Below are 19,790 nucleotides of genomic sequence, written 5' to 3'. Positions count from 1 at the left end.
CTAAAAATAAGTTGTGTTACACTAAACGAAAATAAAGATTGTTTCTGGGGATGTCGTAGACGACATGAGAGTAAGTTGTGAACTTAGACCCATCGAACCTGTCAGTTAACACTGGTGAAGGGAGAAACGTAGTAAACGCTTGAAGTTGGGCTTTCTATGTTGCGCCCGATTTCAGGCGTTTTTGATGTGCCCTTGAAACATGTGAAAAGGAGGGGAGAAATGAAGAAAAAAATTTATCCAGTCGTAAGCATTATTTTCTTACTAGCCCTTTGGCAACTACTAGTAACGATTTTTCACACGCCTGCATTTATTTTACCAAGCCCGCTAAATGTCCTCTCAGCACTGTTCGCAGATGGGGCTACGCTCGTTTATCATTCTTTCGTAACGTTAGAAGAAGCCGTCATCGGTTTGGTCATTGCGGCCTTACTTTCTTTTGTGACAGCTATTGCTATGGACCACTGGCAAATTTTTAAAAATTCTTTGTATCCACTTTTAGTCGTTTCACAAACATTACCGATCATGGTCCTTGGACCGCTTTTGGCGTTATGGTTCGGGTTTGGGCTGTTTCCTAAAGTGATTTTAGTTATTTTGATGAGCTACTTTCCTATTGTGGTTGCTTTTTCCGATGGGTTAAGTAAAGTTTCAAGTGAGCAGATCAACTTTTTTAAAACAATGGGAGCGAATGAATGGCAGTTGTATCGGATCATCAAGATTCCGCAAGGATCAAATGATTTCTTTTCGGGATTGAAAGTAGCTGCGACCTATTGTGTAAGTGGCGCAATCGTTGGAGAGTGGCTAAGTGCGCAAGCGGGTTTAGGGTATTATATGATTCGTGTAAAAAATAGTTATCAAATTGATAAGGTATTTGCAGCTATTTTATGTGTGATCATCCTAAGTCTATTGTTAAATATGCTCACTGTACTGTTAAAAAAAGGATATTACTATATCCTATATCGTTCATAAAAGGAGAAAAAAATGAAAAAAATTTGGTTACTCATTCCTTTATTATTTGCTTTAACAGCTTGTAGTACAGGATCAAAAGCAGCATCGGAAGAAAAAGGATTAAAGAAAGTTACAGTAGTACTTGATTATGTGCCGAATACAAATCACACCGGTGTCTATTTGGCGAAGGAAAAAGGATATTATAAAGATGCAGGCTTAGATGTGAAGGTCATCGAACCAGGGGATGATTCAACGAGCATCGGTCTGGTCGGCGCAAACAAAGCTCAGTTTGGTGTCAGTTATCAAGAGGATGTGACGTATGCACATGTGGATGGTCAAAATATTCCCGTTAAGGCGATCGGCGCGATTATCAAACATAACACATCAGGATTTGTATCGCTAAAAAATAGTGGAATCAACTCACCCAAAGACTTTGAAGGAAAAACGTATGCAGGGTGGCAAAGTCCAAGCGAAGAAGCTGTACTGAAAGCCACGATGAACAAAGAGGGAGCAGATTTTTCTAAATTAACGATCATTGGCAGCAATGGTGAAGGCCCTCAAAGCTTGGGGAAGGAAGCAGATATCCAATGGTACTTTGAAGGATGGGATATGATCAAAGCAAAAGAGTTGGGGATCGACTTGAATTATATGCCTCTAAGAGAATTGGATAAACGGTTAGACTATTATACTCCGCTGATCATCACGAATAATCAGATGATCAAAGAGGACCCTGATACAGTCCAAGCGTTTATAGATGCTACTAAAAAAGGCTATCAAGAAGCGATGGAAAATCCTAAAGAAGGCGCAAAAATCTTACACAATTACGCAAGTGACTACGAACAATCCTTTCTAGATGCTTCACAAGAATTCTTATCGAAAAATTATACGGATGATCCTGCTAAGTGGGGAATGATGGATGCGAAAGTATGGGATAACTATACTGACTTTATGAAGGAAAATGGTCTGATCAAAGAGAAAGTATCTGCGAAAGAATTATTTACGAATCAGTTTATCGAATAGGAGAAGGAAGCATGTCGATAGAAGTTGAACACCTCAGCGTAACCATCAACCAACTTGAAATTTTAAAAGAGATTGATCTGTCTATCCCCAAAAATACATTTACGTCGATCATTGCTCCAAGTGGTGCCGGAAAATCAACTTTATTGAAAGTGTTGACAGGAATTCTGGAACCTTCCTCTGGCAAAATTCTGATAGATGGTCAAGAAACAAGTAAGTTGAATACACTATTTAGTTATATGCCACAAGAAAATATGCTATTGCCATGGCTAAGTGTCTACCAAAATGTGACGTTATATCAAAAAATCAACCATAAGACAATTGATAAAAAACAAGTATTGGATGATTTAGCACTTTTTGGGTTAAAAGACTATCAGCATTTTTTGCCACCGCAACTTTCAGGTGGGATGCAGCAACGGACAGCACTACTGCGAACAATGCTAAATCCGGCACCCTACCTTTTATTGGATGAACCATTTGGCTCGTTGGATGCGATGACGCGATCCCAGATGCAAGATTGGTTACTTTCTCTTCCAGAAGAAATGAAACGGACGACTATTTTAGTCACCCATGATATCGAGGAAGCAATCTATCTTTCAGATCAGATTTTTGTCTTGTCGCCACGACCGGCGAAAGTTCTGACCACTATCAAGATTCCATCGGTGGAAAGAACACGTGCATGGCTGATCGGCCAAGCTGCCTTAAAACAAGAAATCTACCAATTATTGGGAGGTGATTCCATTGCTTAGTGATGCCCATTGCCATCTGGAAGGAAACCAAGAACTTGCAACACTCCAACAAGAAAATGATGTCTTGACGATCATCAATTGTGATTCTCCCGAGGAATGGCAAAAGAATCAGCAATTAGCTGTTGGTCGTGATCAATATCTAAGTTTTGGTCTCCATCCCTGGAAAACAGAAGACTATACTTTTGAAGAAATCTACCCTTATCTTCAACAAGCAGCCATCATTGGTGAAATAGGGCTTGATCGTGTTTGGACCAATATTCCTTTAGCGCACCAAGTCAAATTATTCCGAAAACAACTAGCGTATGCCGCATTAACGGATAAACCAGTTGTTTTGCATACCAAAGGATGTGAAAGAGAGATATTGACGTTCATTAAAGAATATCCGAATCGCTATCTTGTTCATTGGTACTCTTCTCTGGAATTACAAAAGGAATATATCGAAGCAGGTTGCTATTTTACGATCGGTGTTGATTTAAAAATAAATCCGGCAGTGCAACAACTAGCAAAAGGAGTCCCTTTCAATCGTCTATTAGTCGAAACAGACGGATTAGGGGCGATCGAATGGGCGTTAGGAACTCCTGCTCCTACAAAAGAATACTTAATGCTTCTTGAAGACCATTTCCATCAGATCAGTAAAATTAGAGAAGTTTCTCAAGAAAAGTTAGAGAAACAAGTTCAAACGAATTTATTCGAGTTTTTAAGGATTCGAACATGCTTATGATTTCTTTTGGTCGAGTCTATGCAATGTACAGTCCTTGCATAACGAGTTGATTTTGATAGCGAATTTTTAAGTCAAAATGGTGCTCTTTATCAAAAAATGATTGCAAAAAAAGAGTCAAACTTCTGTCCGCTGAATTGCGAATGATGAAGTTTGGATCATTCTTTTTCTTAGAAATTCTGGAATGTTAAAAGAAAGTTACCAGACCGCCCAATATAAGAATCATGATTGGCAGATAGCGTGGATTAGCAGGCGAACTTTCCTTGTTGGTAGTAAAAATCTTGGCCAATAACCAATAACAAGCAAAGCCACAGACGCCACCAAAGGTATTTGCGAGCAAATCATTGATATCAGTTGCTCGATACAAGGTAAACAGTTGGCTAAGTTCAATCGCAAGCGAAGCACAAAAGACCAACAAACAAGTATTTTTCAGCTTTTGAAAAACTGGGCTAATCCAAGGGGCTAAAAATCCCATAGGCATAAAAATGAGGATGTTCAAAATAAAGCTGCGGGAAAAGCCATCTGCGAGAAAGCCCCATTCGATGTTAAGATTGAAAATTTTCTCATCTAAATCATGCAAGCGGAAAAATTCCGCTAAACTTGGGGTACCAAAGATATTTGTTAAGGCAATCACCCAAAAAAAATACAGGCAACATGATGCCAGGCTGACGCGCAGTTTTTGCTTCCAACTGGCGTTTACCAACGAGAAGTGCAAGGAAACGAGCAAAACGAGCAAGCCCAAGATGCTGAGTGGACTGATAACAAATAAGTCCAAAATTGAGTCGAGTAAAGAAAGCTGTTGTTGCATCACGTCATCCTCCTTTAAGGGTTATTTTGGATACTAACGCGCCAATCTTCGAGCTTTAAGTGAGCGGAAAAAGCGCTTGATGCTAGAAAAGAAAACAACCACAAAACAAATCCCACCACAAATGACAATTATAGTAAGTGTTGTCATCATCGTAGCCATGAATGACACTTCAAAGTTATACTGCAAGCCGTTTATATAATAAAGCCAAGGATTTTTTATGGCAAACACTAAGACAAAACTTGTGAGTACGGTCATGAAAAACCAAATTTGCCAACGGGATTCAGGTGTTAAAAGATACTCGCTTTCATGTTCCAAACTGATGACCTGAAACTTGCAGTATGCCCAGTAGATGAAAGAAATACTGATAAGTAAAAACAACAGGCTCATATACCAATGTCCAGTCGTTTTGCCGATTTCAAAAATAAATAAAGTGTTGAAGTCGAAATCACGTAAAAAGTGTGCGTGTAGCATGCGGATCATACTCAATAGACCACCTACGGCACTTGGAATTTGACATAAAAAAATCAAAAAGACAAACCAAGTCAATGGACCAAACACCATATTACCTACCATTACTCCAACAAAGACACTTAGGCAAAAGAACACTATGATCAACGAAAAACTATTCACAACAGAGGCGAACATATCTCCTAGACTCGCATTTAAGTACGGTTGTGGGATTCCTAAACGAAGAATAGCCAAATAGATGAGTTGACCAACGAAAATCGTTGCTAAAAATGGTAAGGCAAGGTAGAGCAGCTTTTTGGCGAATAATTCTTTACGACTGACAGGTAAGCTAAATAAAAAGCGTGTGAAATGGGTTTTCAGATCGACAAAAAATAAGCAAAAACCAATAAAAGAGGCTAAAAAAAGTGCGAACAGTGTAGCTAAGTTGCTCGATTGGTTGAAATAAGTTTGATTTGGGTCGGTTTTTTGCGATATTTTGTCTGAAAAATCATTTTTATGGTAGACATACAGTTGGTGTTCGATATATTTTTCAAATGAAGCGTAGGGAATATGTTCTTGTTTTTTCTCATCCAAATAAGTGTAGTGCTCCGGATAGGCGTTAAAATCTGCTTTTAATTCTTTGTCGGTAGTTAGATAGCGCTCGTTATCATGCCAATTTTTAATATTACTCCAAGCATTGAAGGCAAACATGAGCAATATCAAACCAATCAATGGCAACAAGATTTTACTGTAACGCGTGAGATAGATATTTTTTACCATGTGATTCTTCCTTTCTAGCGGGGCATTTTTTCTTTTAAGTTGGCTTCGAACAAATCTTCTAAACTTAAGGGCAGCTCTTCAAATAAAACTGGTTGAAGTGTTTGGATCTTATTAGCCAAATCTTGATTAAAATCTTCAAAAATCGCAGTTATGACACGTCCTTGAATGGTCAATAATCTTGAGTGTTCTTTGACAAGTGATGGGATTTTTTTGTTTTGAAAACCATTTGGATTTTTTTTGCGGATTCTCGCATTTCTTCCAGACGATAATCTTTAATGATGGTTTGATTTTTCAACAACAAGACGCGATCAGCTAAATTTTCAAGTTCATTTAAATTGTGTGATGCAATCAATGCGGTGCGCTGATTGTCACTGATATGTTCTAACAATAAGCCGATGACATCTTTGCGTACAATCACGTCCAGGCCATCAAAAGGTTCATCAAGCAATAAAAAGCGCGCGTTCGAGCTGATAGCTAAAATCATGTTAAACAAACCCTGCATACCTTTTGACAAGCCGTGATAATTCACATGCAAGGGAAGCTGATGCGAGCCTGTCAATGTAAGAAATAAGTCTTGGTTAAAATTCGGATAGGCAGTACGGTAAAACTGATTGATCGTTTTCAACGTGTAGGGTGCTAAAAAATTTTCTGCTTCATCAATGTAAAACAATTCTGATTTTGACTGTGTTGCGGTCAACAGCGAGATACCATCAAGTTCGATCTCTCCTTTGTCGGGTAAATATTGACCGGTTAGTGTACGAAACAAAGTGGTTTTGCCAGACCCATTACGACCAATCAAGCCGACGATTTCGTTTGCTTTAAGTTCAAAATGAACGTCGTTGAGAATTTGTTTACCTTCAATCATTTTGGAAAGTTTCATGACTTTCATGTTCAGGACCTCCTAAGGCTGCTTGAGTTTGTTCAATCCAAGTAATGAGCTCTTGTTCTGTGACTTTTAGATGTGTTGCTTCGATGACCAGATCGTTCATCTGGTCTTTTAACTGTGCAATGCGAAGTTCATCGCGCGGCAATTTTGCAAAATCTTTGACAAAGGTTCCTTTGCCTTTGATTGTGATTAAAACTTGCTCGGCTTCCAAAACTTTGTACGCTTTACTGACAGTGTTAGGATTCATCCACTGTTGTTTTGCCATTTCACGTACTGAGGGGATCTTGTCACCGGGCTGTAAAATACCTTGGAGAATCGCTTCTTTAATGCTAAGCATCAGCTGTTCGTAATAGGGTTTGCTGCTGTTTTTATCAATCGTAATCATGGCGTTGCTCCTTCCATTTGATACCGTACCCTTGTGTACTAGTATACGTAGTACACTAGTGGATGTAAAGTTTTTTTTCTAAAAAAGTTTTATAGAATACTAGACAATAAGACAGAAAGTTGAAGTGAATGGTGCCGAAGCGTATTAGTTCGTGAAGTGAGAAGAGGTCGAGACAGAAAGGTCGGTAGCTGAAACGGTTTTGTTTAGTTTTTTAGAATAGAAACTAATTTGAAATAGTTATATTTGTTATTAATAAATTTAGTACTGTTATTCAAACATAATTGTACACATTGGTGTAATTATAAAATGATTTTTAATATTACTATGTTTATATTTTAATCTAGTTATAGACATCTTTCGTTTAGTAAATTAAAATTGAATTATGGGGGAGTAATAAAATGACAAATAGTTCTATCAGGAGGGGAAAATGGAGGAAGTATTAAATAAGCAGAGTTTGAGACAACTCGCTTTATTAGAGTTGTTGTGGAACAAAGAGTGGGTGACAGTTTCTGAAATAGTGAAGGAAATCGGCGGGGTTGAAAAAACGATCCGCACAGATATCAAACAGCTAAATGAGATCATTGAACCATTAACAATAGAGACATCCTTTAAACATGGTGTCTTTTTAAATAAAGAAATGTGTATTTCTAAGACACATCTGTATGCGCTCTTTTTACAAAAGAGTGTTGAATGTCAGCTACTTGAAATGATTCTTTTTAATCCTCATATAACGAAAAGAGAAGTGTGTGATCAACTGTATATTTCTGAAACACAATTGAATCGATTGCAAGTGAAACTAAACAAAGGGCTTGAAAAATATGGCATAAAAATCACCACTGATTTAACAATTGTTGGGGACGAAAGGAATATCCGTAAATTACTTTCAAGCCTATTTTATGAGAAGTATCTTTCCCCAGATCATTTTTTCAAAGAAAAAGAATTTCAATTGATTGATCAGGTGATCCGAAAATTCTATAAAGCAAATACGGCGATCATTGCTGCGAACAATCAATATCATTTTTTATTGAATAAAATGCGTATGAAAATACTTGTGGCGATCTATCGTTGTAAATCAGACTATTTTTTAGAGCAAAAGCAACATTTCTTCGATTATACGATGATTACTGAAGACAAAGAGTTGAATAAACGGTGGCAAGTTGTCTTTGGAATCTCATTGACAGAAAAAGTTCTGCATAACATTTTTGAACATTATTATGCTCCTTTTAAAGTCACTGAAACCTGTCTTGAGTTAGGAACGAGCCAGTTTACCTTAAAGACTAGACTTGAACAATTGATTGGTATGATTTGTCAGCAACTGAAAATCGAATGCCGAAACCAAGATGCTTTGATCCATGCAATTTTATGGAGTAGTTTTCTAACAGTTGGTCCAAGTTATATTTTACACAATACGAAAGAAGAATTCGTGTTGGAATTATTGAGAGACAAGCAAGCAATCGCCAATGACTTACAAAAATATTTTGCCGACATTTATTCTGACCTATCCCTATCGGCTGAGGATAAAAATAATATTCTTTACCAGTCTATTTATACATTAGTGACCCAATGGCATGAGTTTCGCGTAGAGATTCGTAAGACGATCATGAAAATCAAAGCAGCATTGCTACTAGATGCGCCGGAAGAACATATGATCATGTTAAAAGAAGAAATCGAATATCACTTTAGAAATATGTATAAAGTAGATATTTTATTACCAGATGATCCAATCACTTTTTCCCGCTTGAATTGCTATGATTGTATTTTAACTAATTTATTAAATATTGATGAGTTGGGAGAAGTAAGCGTGATTGGTATACCAAACTATTTTGGAGAAGAGTTCATAAAGAAATTGCATCTTTTTTTTAATAGTAAAAAAAATGAGGGAAGGATTTAAAGCAACACTTTTGACATAGGTCTTGAGGAATAGAAGAATAAATAAGATACATAAAGAGATACGTTCAATCAGGCCTATCTCTATTTTTTTGAGTTTTTTTCTTGGACACGATTTTTTATGTATCCTATTTTTATTATTTGAAAAAAACAGATGAAAAAATGCAATCTCAATTGGAGTTATTTATAAATGGTCGACTAGGAAATGTAAGAAGTCTTTACATAGAAAAAACTAAAATGTAACGTTGCTAATGTTATTTTACCAAGCGCTCGGTATATTACGGTTATTTTTAGGCGAGCGGTTGTGCTAAAAATTATTTAGAAGAGTTTTTTCGTTAAGACGAGAGGTGGAAGAAAAATGAGAGAAATATTAGACGGGCGTTTGAAACGTCAATTAAATATTTTAGAGATACTTTGGGAAACAGAATGGATCACGACTTCTGAATTAGCAGAAAAAGCTGATAGCTCGGAGAAAACGATCAGAAATGATCTTTCTCAAGTGAATGAGATGATCGCTCCGTTGTCTATTGAAACCTCTTTTCGATCAGGTGTCATTTTAAAGAAAGATCTGATGACCCCAATGTCATTTATTTATTCTAAGATACTCGAAAAGAGTTTAGAATACACACTTTTAGAAACAGTTTTTTTTGGAATTGTCCATTCTAAAGAAGAGTTAAGTGACATCTTGTATGTTTCAGAAACACAGGTGGCACGTGTCATTAACCGTATCAACCACGAGTTGCGTTTTTTTGATTTTCAAATAACCAAGCAACTGGAAATTGTCGGTAATGAGGGGAACATTCGGGATTTTTTTGCAGTCTATTTTTCGGAAAAATATAGTTTGCCTGAGAAGTTGATCCAGAAAGACGAAATCAATTTGATCTCAGATATCATTGAATTGTTTATTAAAGAAAATATGATCTGGGCAATCGTATACAATGACAATCATCTATTTTTAGGAAATATAAAATTCCAATTATTTGTTTGCTTAACCCGCTTGAAGCAAGGGTACAAGATGCCCTCAGATATTACTCCGTTTAGTTTTTCACATCTATCAAACAAAAAGAAAATGATTATCAATATACATAATATATTTGATGTAGAAATCAAAGAAGAGAATCTTCCACAATTATTCTATGAATTTTATCAACCAATCCATCCCACAGCACGATTCGATTATGAAGGAATCGACATTGACTCTGTAGCAATCAAAAATGAAATCAAAGCTGTCATCACTTTACTAGAAGAACAGTTCCATCTCCTTTGCGAGAATAAAGATAAGCTTGTTCATGATATTTATTGGACTACGTTAAGTGCTGTCAGACCAACTTACGTCCTACATAATAAGAAGGCAGATTTTTTTGAAAATACGTTGAGAGATAGTCCAGATTTGATCAATGCATTAAGAGATGAGTTCTTTGATATTTATTTTTCGTTAGGAAATCCGTTTCTTTCTTATTTGGATGAAATGATCCATCAATCTGTTTTTAAATTGCTTACTTCCTGGTCTGAGTTATGGGTCCAAGTAAGAGCCAGCAAAGTCAGCATAAAGGTCGCCCTTTTATTGGATAGTTCGTATGATCACATGAGGATGCTGAAAGAAGAAATCCAGTTTTATTTTAGACACAATATCAAAATAGAGATAATGAATCCTTCAACGAGAATCCAAAAAGATTATTTGCAAAAGTTCGACTGTATTTTAACAGATATCTATTCGCAAGACTATTTTGGTATTCCTACCATTGGTATCTCAGACTATCTTGATGAAGATGTGATCAATAAATTAGTTGATTATTATCACACTAAATTGAATGCAGGAGCCAGAGTATGAACAGATGAACACTCAAGAGAGAGTAAGTATGATCTGGATGACTGACGTTTTTTTGAAGCGCTTTTTACATTTTTTAACAGGATGTTCAAGTGAGTTTTTCGTCAATTTACCAACCTATCGGTAAAACTTGGTTTTAATTATTTTTCGCTTTTTAGCATAATTATAGCTGTGGAAGTTGCGTCATTAAGTAATGGAGGTGAAGAATAAATAAAAAAATTTTTGTATATTTTGACAGGTATTATACTAATCAATTTAGGTATTACAACAAACTGTCATGCGCAAGCCACAGATACACAAAATGTTCGTGTCGAAGCAACGATAGGACCATGGGATGTCAGTTCAAACAATCAAGGAAATGGCGCTGGAACAAAAGAAAAACCAACTATAGCAATTCCACCATCTGATTCAGGTTCTTCTGCAAATCTTCCACAAACTGGCGTAAAAAAACAAGGTCATATTCTAGCAATCGGATTGCTGCTTTCTATTTTTTCGGTAGTGATGTTCGTCACTGTGAATCGGGAAAAAGACAGTTGGGGCAAAGTGGGTATCGCTATCAGAACGAAATAATTCACTATTTCAATAAGGAGAGAAAAAAGAAAAATGAAAAAATTCACAAGTATGATTCTTTTATCGTCTGTTTTACTAGGCGGCTTGGCTGTCGGAACGATGAATGCTAGTGCAGAAGATCTAGGTTGGATCCCTGGTCAACCAGATCCTGCACCAGGACAAACGATTAAAGGTTAAGACAATGCAAGCGTTGCTGTTTCTGGATGGGTCGGAGAATGGACGCCAGTAGATCCAGAAGATAAAACATATGTAGATATCACTGTTCCAACAACAGTTCGTTATGCGAATGCGATGTCTGAAGACGGAAAAATTCTTCCAGATATCTTATCTCCGCTATATACGATCACCAATAATTCAAAAGTACGTGATGTGAAGGTTGAAGTAGCAAGTTTTTCTGAAACAGGAAATTCAGGTGTCAAACAAGACTTGTTCTTTACACCAGTCAATGAAGCAGGCGTACGTTTACAAAGTGCTGCAGGACAGTTCTTAGATACACCGACTCATTTAGCGACTATCGGTATGGGACAAAGTAAATATTTGAAATTCGAAGGTAAGATCGCTGAAGGATTCAAAGCGGATGAAGTCATCAAACCTTCTTATACAATGACGTTCAATTTTACAGCTTTAAAAAATTGAGTTGACGCCAAGTAGTTAAATATAGTATAGAGTTATTTTGGAAACCCGTGATCAGGTGTTTTCGCACATATTTTTTAGGTGAACAACGAGTCGATAGAGCAGTAAGATTACTCGAAATGAACATCAACTTAAAAATGTCACTTTTTGCAAAAATCAAAGCAAAAGCAGCAACTTTCAGCAACGACAGAGAAGGGAGTGTTTAAAATAGCACATAGTAACAATGCAACACAAGACAAGAATAAAAAAAGAACATATATCCTCATAGCTCTAATAGTGTTGTTTTTCGCACTCGGAGTTGGTGGATACTATTATTTTAATCAATCTCCCCCAAAGGTCGTTACTGGACTTCCAGAATTAGACAAGAATATTTTTAAATTGAACAACGACGATCTATTGAAATTGATGCAAACTGAAGTAGATAAAGACAATATTCGGATTACATTAAAACATGAGATTGAAGTAGACAAGAACGGGAAAGCAAATGTCGATATTCGTAATAGTCGAGAGAATGCGTACAACATCCAAGTAGAATATTATTTAGCTACTAATCAGAAAAAATTGTACGTTTCAGGGTTAGTACCGCCAAATAATGGAATCGCCACTGTTCCTTTTGAAAACATACCGAATAAAGGGGAGCATACTGTAAAAATCTATTATAAAATGTACGACAAACAAGAATTGATCAACACAACAAAGATTGATGGAACCATAATCGTAAGTTGATGATTCAAAATAATGGGTAGCATAGACTTTGGGGTAATGCTAGTACACATTGATTGCTCATTTTGGCTAATGATTAAAGAGGATTTCTTTTGGGGAAGAAGTCCTCTTTTTTATGGCAAGGCGGCTTATATTTTTACCTAGAGGTAGGAAGATATAGGTTTGTTTTTAAGATCGACATTTCATAAAATAAGTATATAAGTAATTTGAGTTAGAGGAGGTAAGAAGATCAAGCCAATTAGTTTAGAAAGAAAAAATTATCGTTTTTATGAATTAGAAAAGGTTCAAATACACAATCAAAGAGAAATTTGCGAGTCACTGATCGTTCATTCTGAAAAGACCCTTTTGAATTATGATGTCTTGAACAAAAAAAATATAAACTATAAGAAAGCCATTAAACGTTGGTTGACACATCTATCTGCATCTAAGTCAGTCTGTTCTAATTGGACAGTCTTGGTTGAATGGCGTGTCTTGTTCGAGGAGTACTCTTTACAAAAATTATCAAGTAGAGAAATGAAATTATTCTTTTTACAAGTCGTACAGATATTTCAAAAATTTTATGGTATAGCAAATATTATTTATGCAAGTGTACATTTTGATGAAGAGCAACCACATCTACATATCAGTCTGATTCCAATGAAAGAAGGACGTTTGAATTCTGCTCAAATGATCACTAAATATAAAAAGAATGAGTTGGAAACTGAACTTTCTTTGAAGCTTGAGATGATTCTCAAACAAAAAAAGACCGCAATTTCTGGAAACAACACATCCAGAGCACATATTTCTTTAAATACGAATAGTCAGCGTTTAGAATACAAGCAGCTTTATGACAAAATCGTGAATACATCTATTTTGCCCTCAGAAATTGGAATAAAAAAGCCAGAGCAGAATAAACGAGATCCACAGAGCAAGTTTATGAGAAAAAAGAATAAAACAATAGAAGAATTTCAAAAAGAAAATGATTATTTGGAATATTTAGTAAAACAACTAAAAGCAGAAAAAAATTATTTAGTGAAGGTCATTCGAGAAGCTGAAAACAATATCCAACAATTGGAAAAGCAATTGTTTTCTACCCAAGAGCCCAATCAGAAAGTAACAAAGTTTCAACAAAAAAAATACGCAAAAAAATTGGCTGAAACCTAAGGATTCCCGCCAATTTTTTTATTTTCTATTTGTACTTCTTAGTACCAACTGTTAGCTAACCAGAATGCTTGGGCAGCATCCCATGAACCATAACGTGAAGTAACATATTGATCGGCTACACGTTCTTGGTTAGCAGCAGAGTAGTCACCATTCAAGTATGAAGCATCTAATTGGTAACGTCCGATGTAACGGCCGTTAGTTGCTGTGTAAGAACCGCTAGATTCTCTTTGAGCGATCCATTCTTTCGCTGAGCTTGTGCTTGCAGCTGGTGCTGCAGTTTCAGTCACAACAGGTTGTGCTGCTTCTGCAGGAGCAGATTGAACTGCTTCTTGTTGGACAGGTGCGGCAGCTGGTTGTGCTTGTGTTTCTTGAGGTGCAGAGTAAGTTGTTTCTGCAACTGCTGCTTGGTCTCCTGTAGGGATCGTTAATTGTTGACCTGAATAGATCAGGTTAATATTTGAAATCGAATTATGTTCTGCAATAGTTTGGATCAAGGAGTTGTCACCAACGTATTTTTGAGAAATCGTTGATAGTGTATCACCTGATTGAACGGTATAAGCTTCGTCCGCATGTGCAGATGTACCCATAAAGAATAGAGCGCCGGCAGCCAAAGTTGTTCCTGAAAGTAATGTTTTAAGTGATTTCATGTAAAATCTCCTTCGTCGTTTTAAAAAGTATTTGTTGTGTTCAACGAGGATTACTTTAACACGTGGAAATATTTCATAGGTAATAGCTTCGTGACACTTTGTGACAAACCTACGTTTTTTGTAATAAACGAAGTAATATATGTAATTGAAAAAGCTTTCTTTTCTTTTAAATCAAGTAACTAAATTTATGAAATTCACAAAGCCAAACTATTAAGAAAAGGTAAAATAGGTAGGTTAATTATATTATTTGCACCGATTTTAGAGAATCAGTATAAAAAAGCAGAGTTCGATACCTTAGGATTTATTTTCAAAAAATAAGAAAGAACGCTAAAAATCTGTATTTCTAATCCTTAAGAAATAGTAGCTTCTTTTTAAATAGATACCACTGTTTAACTAAGTGTAGAGGGTAAGATAAAAGCAACATCACTTTTATCTTACCCTCTACGATTTATTTAGTGTTTCTATTACACTCTTTTGTTTATATGAATGGATCTATAGTTCGACTCTGTTTGTAAGTAGCGGAAAGAATTTCAAACAATAAATAGCACAAATACCTACGACAATATAGATGACTTTCGCTAAAATTGTTGTAGAACCGCCAGCAATTGTAGCAACTAGATCAAATTCTAATAACCCAACCAATAACCAATTCAATCCCCCAACGATCAATAGTGTTAAAGTAATTACGTCTAATGTTTTCATTGTTATTTCTCCTCTCCTATCTGAAATAAGTTCATTATAAACGAATCTAGAGGCTACGGCTAAAATACTGCTTGTGAGGATTTTAGTGATGGAGCAATTGATTTGAAAAATATGCTATTTTTCGAATAAAGTTTGTGTGCTGATCGTACCCTAACAATGGTAACCCCGATAAGAAAAGCATTCTCAAAGCATAAGGTGAGTGGATCATATAAGAGTTGAGAGGGAGGATTAATAGGTGAAGGTGAAAAGTTTCGAACAAAGCAAGAAACTTTTATCAAGTAACTAGCAGATAATTCTTGCAAAAGGGAACTTGTGTTCGTATAATTATTGTAAGAGGTGAGTAAAATGGAACATAAATATGGAACTGTAAGTAAAATCAGAACACTCAAACTTAATGCTCGTCCATTGATCCGTTTTACCTTAGATAACGTGAACTGTTTGATTGCTGCCCATAGTCTAAACTTCTTGGCAGAAGTCGATGAGGGAATGAAGCTATATGTGAAAGGCTACTATAACCAGCGAAATCAATTCGTTGTCAGGGATTATACGGTCTTAGGTAAATCCAAAATTGCTGTGATTTTCGAAAAAAGCAAGTATCCAAAGAGAAATCATTCAAAATAGATGATTGTAAGGAACATAGCTTTTTTATAGAAAACGTATCGTCTAGAAGGATGTGGTTAGACTATTTTCTTCTATATAATATAATTTTTGCGAGTGAGAGAAATTCTCTTTATAGATGAAGAGGATAGGGAGAGGGAATTAAAAGTTATCAAAAAAAGCGAAGCTACCTATAAACGCGTTTCTTACATGGCAGTCCCACGCTTTACTGAACATGATGAGGTCGTTATATCAGTAAGATTGGTCATCTACAGGTATGATCCATTATTGATCAATTGACATTTTGTGGAACTTATAGAAGATAATCCTTGCATTGTTTGAATATCCATGCTATATTAAGTAAGTAATCTAATTTGAAACGTAATCTGAGCGATATATTCACACTATAAAAACTCCTTTTACTAAGTAATATTAATTGCAACAAAACACGTATGATATACGTATTAGGAGGAAATATATATGAATAACGGTACAGTAAAATGGTTTAACTCAGACAAAGGTTTTGGATTTATCACTGGTGAAGATGGACAAGATGTATTTGCACATTTCTCAGCTATCCAAGGCGAAGGTTTCAAAACATTAGACGAAGGTCAAGCAGTGACTTTTGATATTGAAGATGGTCAACGTGGCCCTCAAGCAGTAAATATCGTAAAATAATGTTGAACTTTAACCACCTCTTATGGGGTGGTTTTTTTATTTGTCGTAAAACTGTCTCCATACATTACATATGAAAATTGACAGGCTCAAAAAGTGCGGGTAAGATATTTATATCACCTTATACTTTATTGGGTCTGTTTTTTATTTTTTACTCTATCTGTAAGCTGAATAGTGAGAGGTGCCTGTTTTGCAACAGTTGCCGTCTAGCTGCAAAGTGTTCTCATTATGGAGTCAGCTGGCTCAGGGAATTTATACCACTCAGTCATAGGATTTAGTCTTATAAGAATTTCAGATAAGAAGTGAGGAGGCGGAAAAATGGCGATTACTGTGAATATCTATTATAGTGGCAAAAATGGCAACGCAAAAAGATTTGCAAAAGAAATGATTTCAACTGGGACTGTCGATGCGATTCGTGCAGAAAAGGGTAATCTTAAATATGAATACTTTTTCCCTATGGATGATGAAGAAACGGTCCTTCTGATTGACAGTTGGACGGATCAACGCGCAATTGATCATCATCATGATTCGCCTATGATGACCCGTATTGCTGAACTGAGAGAAAAATATGATCTGCATATGAAAGTAGAACGCTATATAACGGATGAAAATGGAATTCCTCAAGAAGATTCAACATTTATCAGAAAGTAGATAGATAACTGAAAATACTATTACGTTTTTTTATAAGATTCCCTATACATTTTTTAGAGAATCATGGTTGCTCTTTTGGTGGGACGTGTATTCCTCCTATGAGAAAACAATAAAGAATCAAAAAGAACTTTTTATAACAAAAAAGAGGGCAAGAAAAGCTGATCACTTTCCTTGCCCTCTTTTATTATGCAGATGATGGGACTCGAACCCACACGAGCGTTAGCTCACATGACCCTCAATCATGCTTGTCTGCCAATTCCAACACATCTGCGTGAATCTAAAAATTATAGTCCTACCAATAAAAAGCATGCCTACGTTATAATAGAAACAACAATTAATGATAGCGAGAAATGAGTTAGATGTCAAGCCGAAAAAGGAGTAGAAACATGAAGAAATACGATGGTGAATTTGCTTTATTGGGGATGCTTATCGGGATTCCAATTGGGATGATTTTCGAAAATTTGATGTTTGGTATCGTACTTGGAATCATAATTGGCATCGCGATGGATTGGTTAGCAAATCTATGGAATAAATATCGCTAAAACAAAGAAAATGACAATAAAAATTTTAAATAAAAAACAAATTTTATTTTGGTTTTATGAAAAATATAGCAAATTTGGAAAGAATAGAGTATGATATTGGAATAAATATGTAAATAATAAAAAATCAGAAATTTCTAACTTTTTTTGAAAAGAGGGATTGGATAGCGTTATGAGAAAATTTGAAAAATCCAATAAACTAGAAGGTGTCAGTTACGATGTACGTGGCCCGGTTCTGGAAGAAGCAGAACGTATGCAAGAAGAAGGGGTCAGCATCTTAAAATTAAATACTGGGAATCCAGCTCCCTTTGGCTTTGAAGCACCGAATGAAGTCATTCGTGATCTGATTATGAACGCCCGTGAGTCAGAAGGTTATTCTGATTCGAAAGGGATCTTTTCGGCAAGAAAGGCAATCCAACAATATTGTCAAGTCAAGAAATTCCCTAATGTGACTATCAACGATATTTATACTGGGAATGGTGTCAGTGAATTGATCACTATGTGTATGCAAGGGTTGTTGGATAATGGAGATGAAGTCTTAGTTCCAATGCCAGATTACCCTTTGTGGACAGCCTCTGTTTCTTTGGCAGGTGGTAATCCAGTTCATTATATTTGCGATGAAGAAGCAGAATGGTATCCAGATATTGCAGATATCAAAGCGAAAGTGACAAGTCGGACGAAAGCAATCGTCATCATCAATCCTAATAATCCGACTGGGGCGCTCTATCCAAAAGAACTTTTAGAAGAAATCGTAGAAGTCGCAAGACAAAACAATTTGATCATTTATTCAGATGAAATCTATGATCGTCTCGTTATGGATGGTAGGGAACATATTCCAATTGCGACCCTTGCACCTGATCTTTTTGTCGTTACCTTAAATGGGTTGTCTAAATCACACCGAGTGGCAGGATTTCGCGTTGGCTGGATGGTGTTAAGTGGCGACAAATCAAATGTACAAGGCTATATAGAAGGACTAAACATGCTTTCTTCGATGCGTCTTTGTTCGAATGTCCTTTCGCAACAAATCATCCAGACCGCATTAGGTGGGTACCAGAGTGTGGATGAATTACTTCTGCCGGGTGGTCGAATCTATGAACAAAGAGAATATATCTACAATGCAATCAATGATATTCCAGGGCTTTCAGCAGTAAAACCTAAAGCAGCATTTTATATCTTTCCAAAAATCGATACAAAACGGTTCAATATTTTCGATGATGAAAAATTTGTACTAGACTTTCTCCATGAACACCATATTTTACTTGTTCACGGTGGAGGATTCAATTGGCCTCAACCTGACCATTTTAGAATCGTTTATCTACCAAAAATGGATGATTTAAAAACAACCGCTGTTAAAATGCGTGAATTTTTATCAACCTATCGACAACAATAAAATTCAAAGCAAAAGTGTTTACCTGAAAAGAGCCAAACGCAAAGGTTTAGGCTCTTTTTGGTGTGAAGGCTAATAGAGTGAGGAGTAGAAACTAGCGAAGACTAAAATATTATGATGGGTCTTTTCTTGATGTTTCTTCAGTCGTAAAGTAAAATACTTGTATAATGCGAATATGCATATTTTGAGGAGGATACTTATGGAAACGTTAGTCGATTCCTTTGGTACAATCATAAAAGAAATTCGAAAAGAACAAAAAATGACACAAAAGATGCTTTCGCAAGATATCTGTTCACAAAGCGTTTTGAGCAGAATCGAAAATAACGAAGAATTACCAAATGTTGTTGTAATGGCACAAATCTGCCAGCGACTAGGGGTAACGATCGATCATGTCATGAATTTATCAAAGAGAAAAGTTCGTTCTGCCTTGAAGCAATTCGAATTAACAGATTTGTACTTCCAGCAGCGAGATTATCGAAAATTAGAACAAGTGATCAAATCATCAACGATGATCGAAAATCTCTATGATGCAGCAGATTATCAGAAATATTACTATTATTTAGGTGTGTGTGAGTTCACTCTTCGAAAAAATATTACTCAAGCACTTAGTTATTTAAAAGAAGCGTTAACTTATTCAAGCCAAAAAGATCGTATCCAAGTGTCAGATGTAGAGATCCAATTGATCAGTTGTATTGGAAAAATTTACGGTGTAGCTGGAAAAAGTGGTGAAGCAAGGTATTATCTGAGCCGCAGCATCCAATTATTCCATGAATCGATCCAGGATCGAACAAAGAGCGAATTTACGCAGATTTTTTATAACTACGGAAGCTTTTTATTGCATCAAGGAGAAATCGAGGCTGCCTTAGAACAGGTGAATCAGGGAATCAGATGGGTCCAAGAAAAGAACAGCTATTACTACTTGAACGATCTATTTATTTTGAAAAGTTTGATTTTTAAAAACAAAGGAGAAATAGATAAGGCGTTGTTCTATGAGGAATTAGCGCAAGCGGTGAAAAAAATCTCAAAAAGTTTATAAATGGTTTAGACCATTCTTGACTTCTCTCTGAAATAAGAGT

General features: G+C 36.0%; 22 protein-coding genes, 1 tRNA gene, 1 pseudogene and 1 riboswitch. Of the genes and pseudogenes, 17 read left to right on the top strand and 7 right to left on the bottom strand.

The window, feature by feature from the left end; all coding sequences use genetic code 11:
* Positions 1–35: 35 nt before the first annotated feature.
* A riboswitch (TPP riboswitch) is annotated at positions 36–140 on the top strand.
* A 79-nt stretch (positions 141–219) separates the two neighbouring features.
* The 4 genes from ED2_RS15895 to ED2_RS01170 are packed head-to-tail and all read left to right on the top strand — an operon-like array spanning position 220 to position 3,429.
* Positions 220–963, top strand: coding sequence for an ABC transporter permease (locus ED2_RS15895; protein ID WP_016176798.1), 744 nt, complete (start codon positions 220–222; stop codon positions 961–963).
* 12 nt (positions 964–975) lie between these two features.
* Positions 976–1,962, top strand: coding sequence for an ABC transporter substrate-binding protein (locus tag ED2_RS15890; RefSeq protein WP_016176797.1), 987 nt, complete (start codon positions 976–978; stop codon positions 1,960–1,962).
* Between the two features lie 11 nt (positions 1,963–1,973).
* Complete coding sequence (locus ED2_RS01175) at positions 1,974–2,708, top strand: ABC transporter ATP-binding protein (RefSeq protein ID WP_005877138.1); 735 nt, start codon at positions 1,974–1,976, stop codon at positions 2,706–2,708.
* The gene (locus ED2_RS01170) at positions 2,701–3,429 is read left to right on the top strand and encodes a TatD family hydrolase (protein WP_005877136.1); all 729 of its coding nucleotides are present in this window, start codon (positions 2,701–2,703) and stop codon (positions 3,427–3,429) included. Before ED2_RS01175 ends, ED2_RS01170 begins: the two co-directional genes overlap by 8 nt.
* A gap of 184 nt (positions 3,430–3,613) precedes the next feature.
* On the opposite strand, the gene ED2_RS01165 is transcribed toward ED2_RS01170, so the two are convergent.
* The 4 genes and pseudogenes from ED2_RS01165 to ED2_RS01145 form a co-directional block, all read right to left on the bottom strand.
* Positions 3,614–4,234, bottom strand: a complete 621-nt coding sequence (locus ED2_RS01165) for a VanZ family protein (RefSeq protein WP_005877134.1) — start codon at positions 4,232–4,234, stop codon at positions 3,614–3,616.
* 33 nt (positions 4,235–4,267) lie between these two features.
* Entirely contained in the window at positions 4,268–5,461 is a 1,194-nt protein-coding gene (locus tag ED2_RS01160) for an ABC transporter permease (protein ID WP_016176796.1), read from the bottom strand.
* 14 nt (positions 5,462–5,475) lie between these two features.
* Positions 5,476–6,350: pseudogene (locus tag ED2_RS01150) on the bottom strand (ATP-binding cassette domain-containing protein).
* A complete protein-coding gene (locus ED2_RS01145; protein WP_016176795.1) occupies positions 6,319–6,732 on the bottom strand; it encodes a GntR family transcriptional regulator in 414 nt (137 codons plus the stop codon). The pseudogene ED2_RS01150 and the gene ED2_RS01145 overlap by 32 nt, the downstream one beginning before the upstream one ends.
* A 427-nt stretch (positions 6,733–7,159) precedes the next feature.
* On the opposite strand from ED2_RS01145, the gene ED2_RS01140 reads away from it, so the two are divergent.
* From ED2_RS01140 to ED2_RS01115, 7 genes are all read left to right on the top strand, one after another.
* Positions 7,160–8,623, top strand: coding sequence for an AcpB/EbpR/MafR family transcriptional regulator (locus tag ED2_RS01140; protein WP_016176794.1), 1,464 nt, complete (start codon positions 7,160–7,162; stop codon positions 8,621–8,623).
* 354 nt (positions 8,624–8,977) lie between these two features.
* Positions 8,978–10,450, top strand: coding sequence for an AcpB/EbpR/MafR family transcriptional regulator (locus ED2_RS01135; protein ID WP_016176793.1), 1,473 nt, complete (start codon positions 8,978–8,980; stop codon positions 10,448–10,450).
* 228 nt (positions 10,451–10,678) lie between these two features.
* Positions 10,679–11,017: an LPXTG cell wall anchor domain-containing protein gene (locus tag ED2_RS01130; RefSeq protein WP_016176792.1), complete on the top strand. Its 339-nt coding sequence runs from the start codon at positions 10,679–10,681 to the stop codon at positions 11,015–11,017.
* Positions 11,018–11,050: 33 nt separating this feature from the next.
* The gene (locus tag ED2_RS15885) at positions 11,051–11,194 is read left to right on the top strand and encodes a hypothetical protein (RefSeq protein WP_016176791.1); all 144 of its coding nucleotides are present in this window, start codon (positions 11,051–11,053) and stop codon (positions 11,192–11,194) included.
* A 114-nt stretch (positions 11,195–11,308) separates the two neighbouring features.
* Positions 11,309–11,653, top strand: coding sequence for a hypothetical protein (locus ED2_RS15880; RefSeq protein ID WP_016176790.1), 345 nt, complete (start codon positions 11,309–11,311; stop codon positions 11,651–11,653).
* Between the two features lie 195 nt (positions 11,654–11,848).
* Positions 11,849–12,376: a hypothetical protein gene (locus tag ED2_RS01120; RefSeq protein WP_016176789.1), complete on the top strand. Its 528-nt coding sequence runs from the start codon at positions 11,849–11,851 to the stop codon at positions 12,374–12,376.
* 225 nt (positions 12,377–12,601) lie between these two features.
* Positions 12,602–13,516 carry a plasmid recombination protein gene (locus ED2_RS01115; protein WP_312846475.1) on the top strand — a complete coding sequence of 305 codons (915 nt, stop codon included), beginning with the start codon at positions 12,602–12,604 and terminating at the stop codon, positions 13,514–13,516.
* 38 nt (positions 13,517–13,554) lie between these two features.
* Here ED2_RS01115 and apf read toward each other — a convergent pair whose 3' ends face one another.
* Positions 13,555–14,163 (bottom strand): aggregation-promoting factor, encoded by a 609-nt coding sequence (gene apf / locus ED2_RS01110; RefSeq protein ID WP_016176787.1) that lies wholly within the window; start codon positions 14,161–14,163, stop codon positions 13,555–13,557.
* Between the two features lie 492 nt (positions 14,164–14,655).
* Complete coding sequence (locus tag ED2_RS01105; RefSeq protein ID WP_016176786.1) at positions 14,656–14,865, bottom strand: DUF378 domain-containing protein; 210 nt, start codon at positions 14,863–14,865, stop codon at positions 14,656–14,658.
* Between the two features lie 345 nt (positions 14,866–15,210).
* Here ED2_RS01105 and ED2_RS01100 point away from each other — a divergent pair, with 345 nt between their 5' ends.
* From ED2_RS01100 to ED2_RS01090, 3 genes are all read left to right on the top strand, one after another.
* Positions 15,211–15,486 carry a hypothetical protein gene (locus tag ED2_RS01100; protein WP_005876387.1) on the top strand — a complete coding sequence of 92 codons (276 nt, stop codon included), beginning with the start codon at positions 15,211–15,213 and terminating at the stop codon, positions 15,484–15,486.
* A gap of 456 nt (positions 15,487–15,942) precedes the next feature.
* A complete protein-coding gene (locus ED2_RS01095; RefSeq protein WP_005876389.1) occupies positions 15,943–16,140 on the top strand; it encodes a cold-shock protein in 198 nt (65 codons plus the stop codon).
* A 315-nt stretch (positions 16,141–16,455) separates the two neighbouring features.
* Positions 16,456–16,788, top strand: coding sequence for a putative quinol monooxygenase (locus ED2_RS01090; protein ID WP_005876391.1), 333 nt, complete (start codon positions 16,456–16,458; stop codon positions 16,786–16,788).
* A gap of 187 nt (positions 16,789–16,975) precedes the next feature.
* Here the strand turns inward: ED2_RS01090 and ED2_RS01085 are convergent.
* Positions 16,976–17,059: transfer RNA gene (locus ED2_RS01085), tRNA-Leu, on the bottom strand.
* Between the two features lie 115 nt (positions 17,060–17,174).
* Between ED2_RS01085 and ED2_RS15570 the strand changes: the two genes are divergently transcribed.
* The 3 genes from ED2_RS15570 to ED2_RS01075 all read left to right on the top strand — a co-directional run bounded on the left by ED2_RS15570 (position 17,175) and on the right by ED2_RS01075 (position 19,750).
* Positions 17,175–17,330: a hypothetical protein gene (locus ED2_RS15570; protein ID WP_005876393.1), complete on the top strand. Its 156-nt coding sequence runs from the start codon at positions 17,175–17,177 to the stop codon at positions 17,328–17,330.
* A gap of 169 nt (positions 17,331–17,499) precedes the next feature.
* Positions 17,500–18,717, top strand: a complete 1,218-nt coding sequence (locus tag ED2_RS01080) for a pyridoxal phosphate-dependent aminotransferase (protein ID WP_005876395.1) — start codon at positions 17,500–17,502, stop codon at positions 18,715–18,717.
* Between the two features lie 196 nt (positions 18,718–18,913).
* Complete coding sequence (locus ED2_RS01075; RefSeq protein WP_016176785.1) at positions 18,914–19,750, top strand: helix-turn-helix domain-containing protein; 837 nt, start codon at positions 18,914–18,916, stop codon at positions 19,748–19,750.
* The last annotated feature ends 40 nt before the right edge of the window (positions 19,751–19,790 follow it).

It is taken from the genome of Enterococcus durans NBRC 100479 = LMG 10746 (genome assembly GCF_001544215.1).
Classification (GTDB): Bacteria; Bacillota; Bacilli; order Lactobacillales; family Enterococcaceae; genus Enterococcus_B; species Enterococcus_B durans.
The sequence above is the reverse complement of the archived record's forward strand: the minus strand, read 5'-3'. Positions and strand labels throughout refer to the sequence as shown.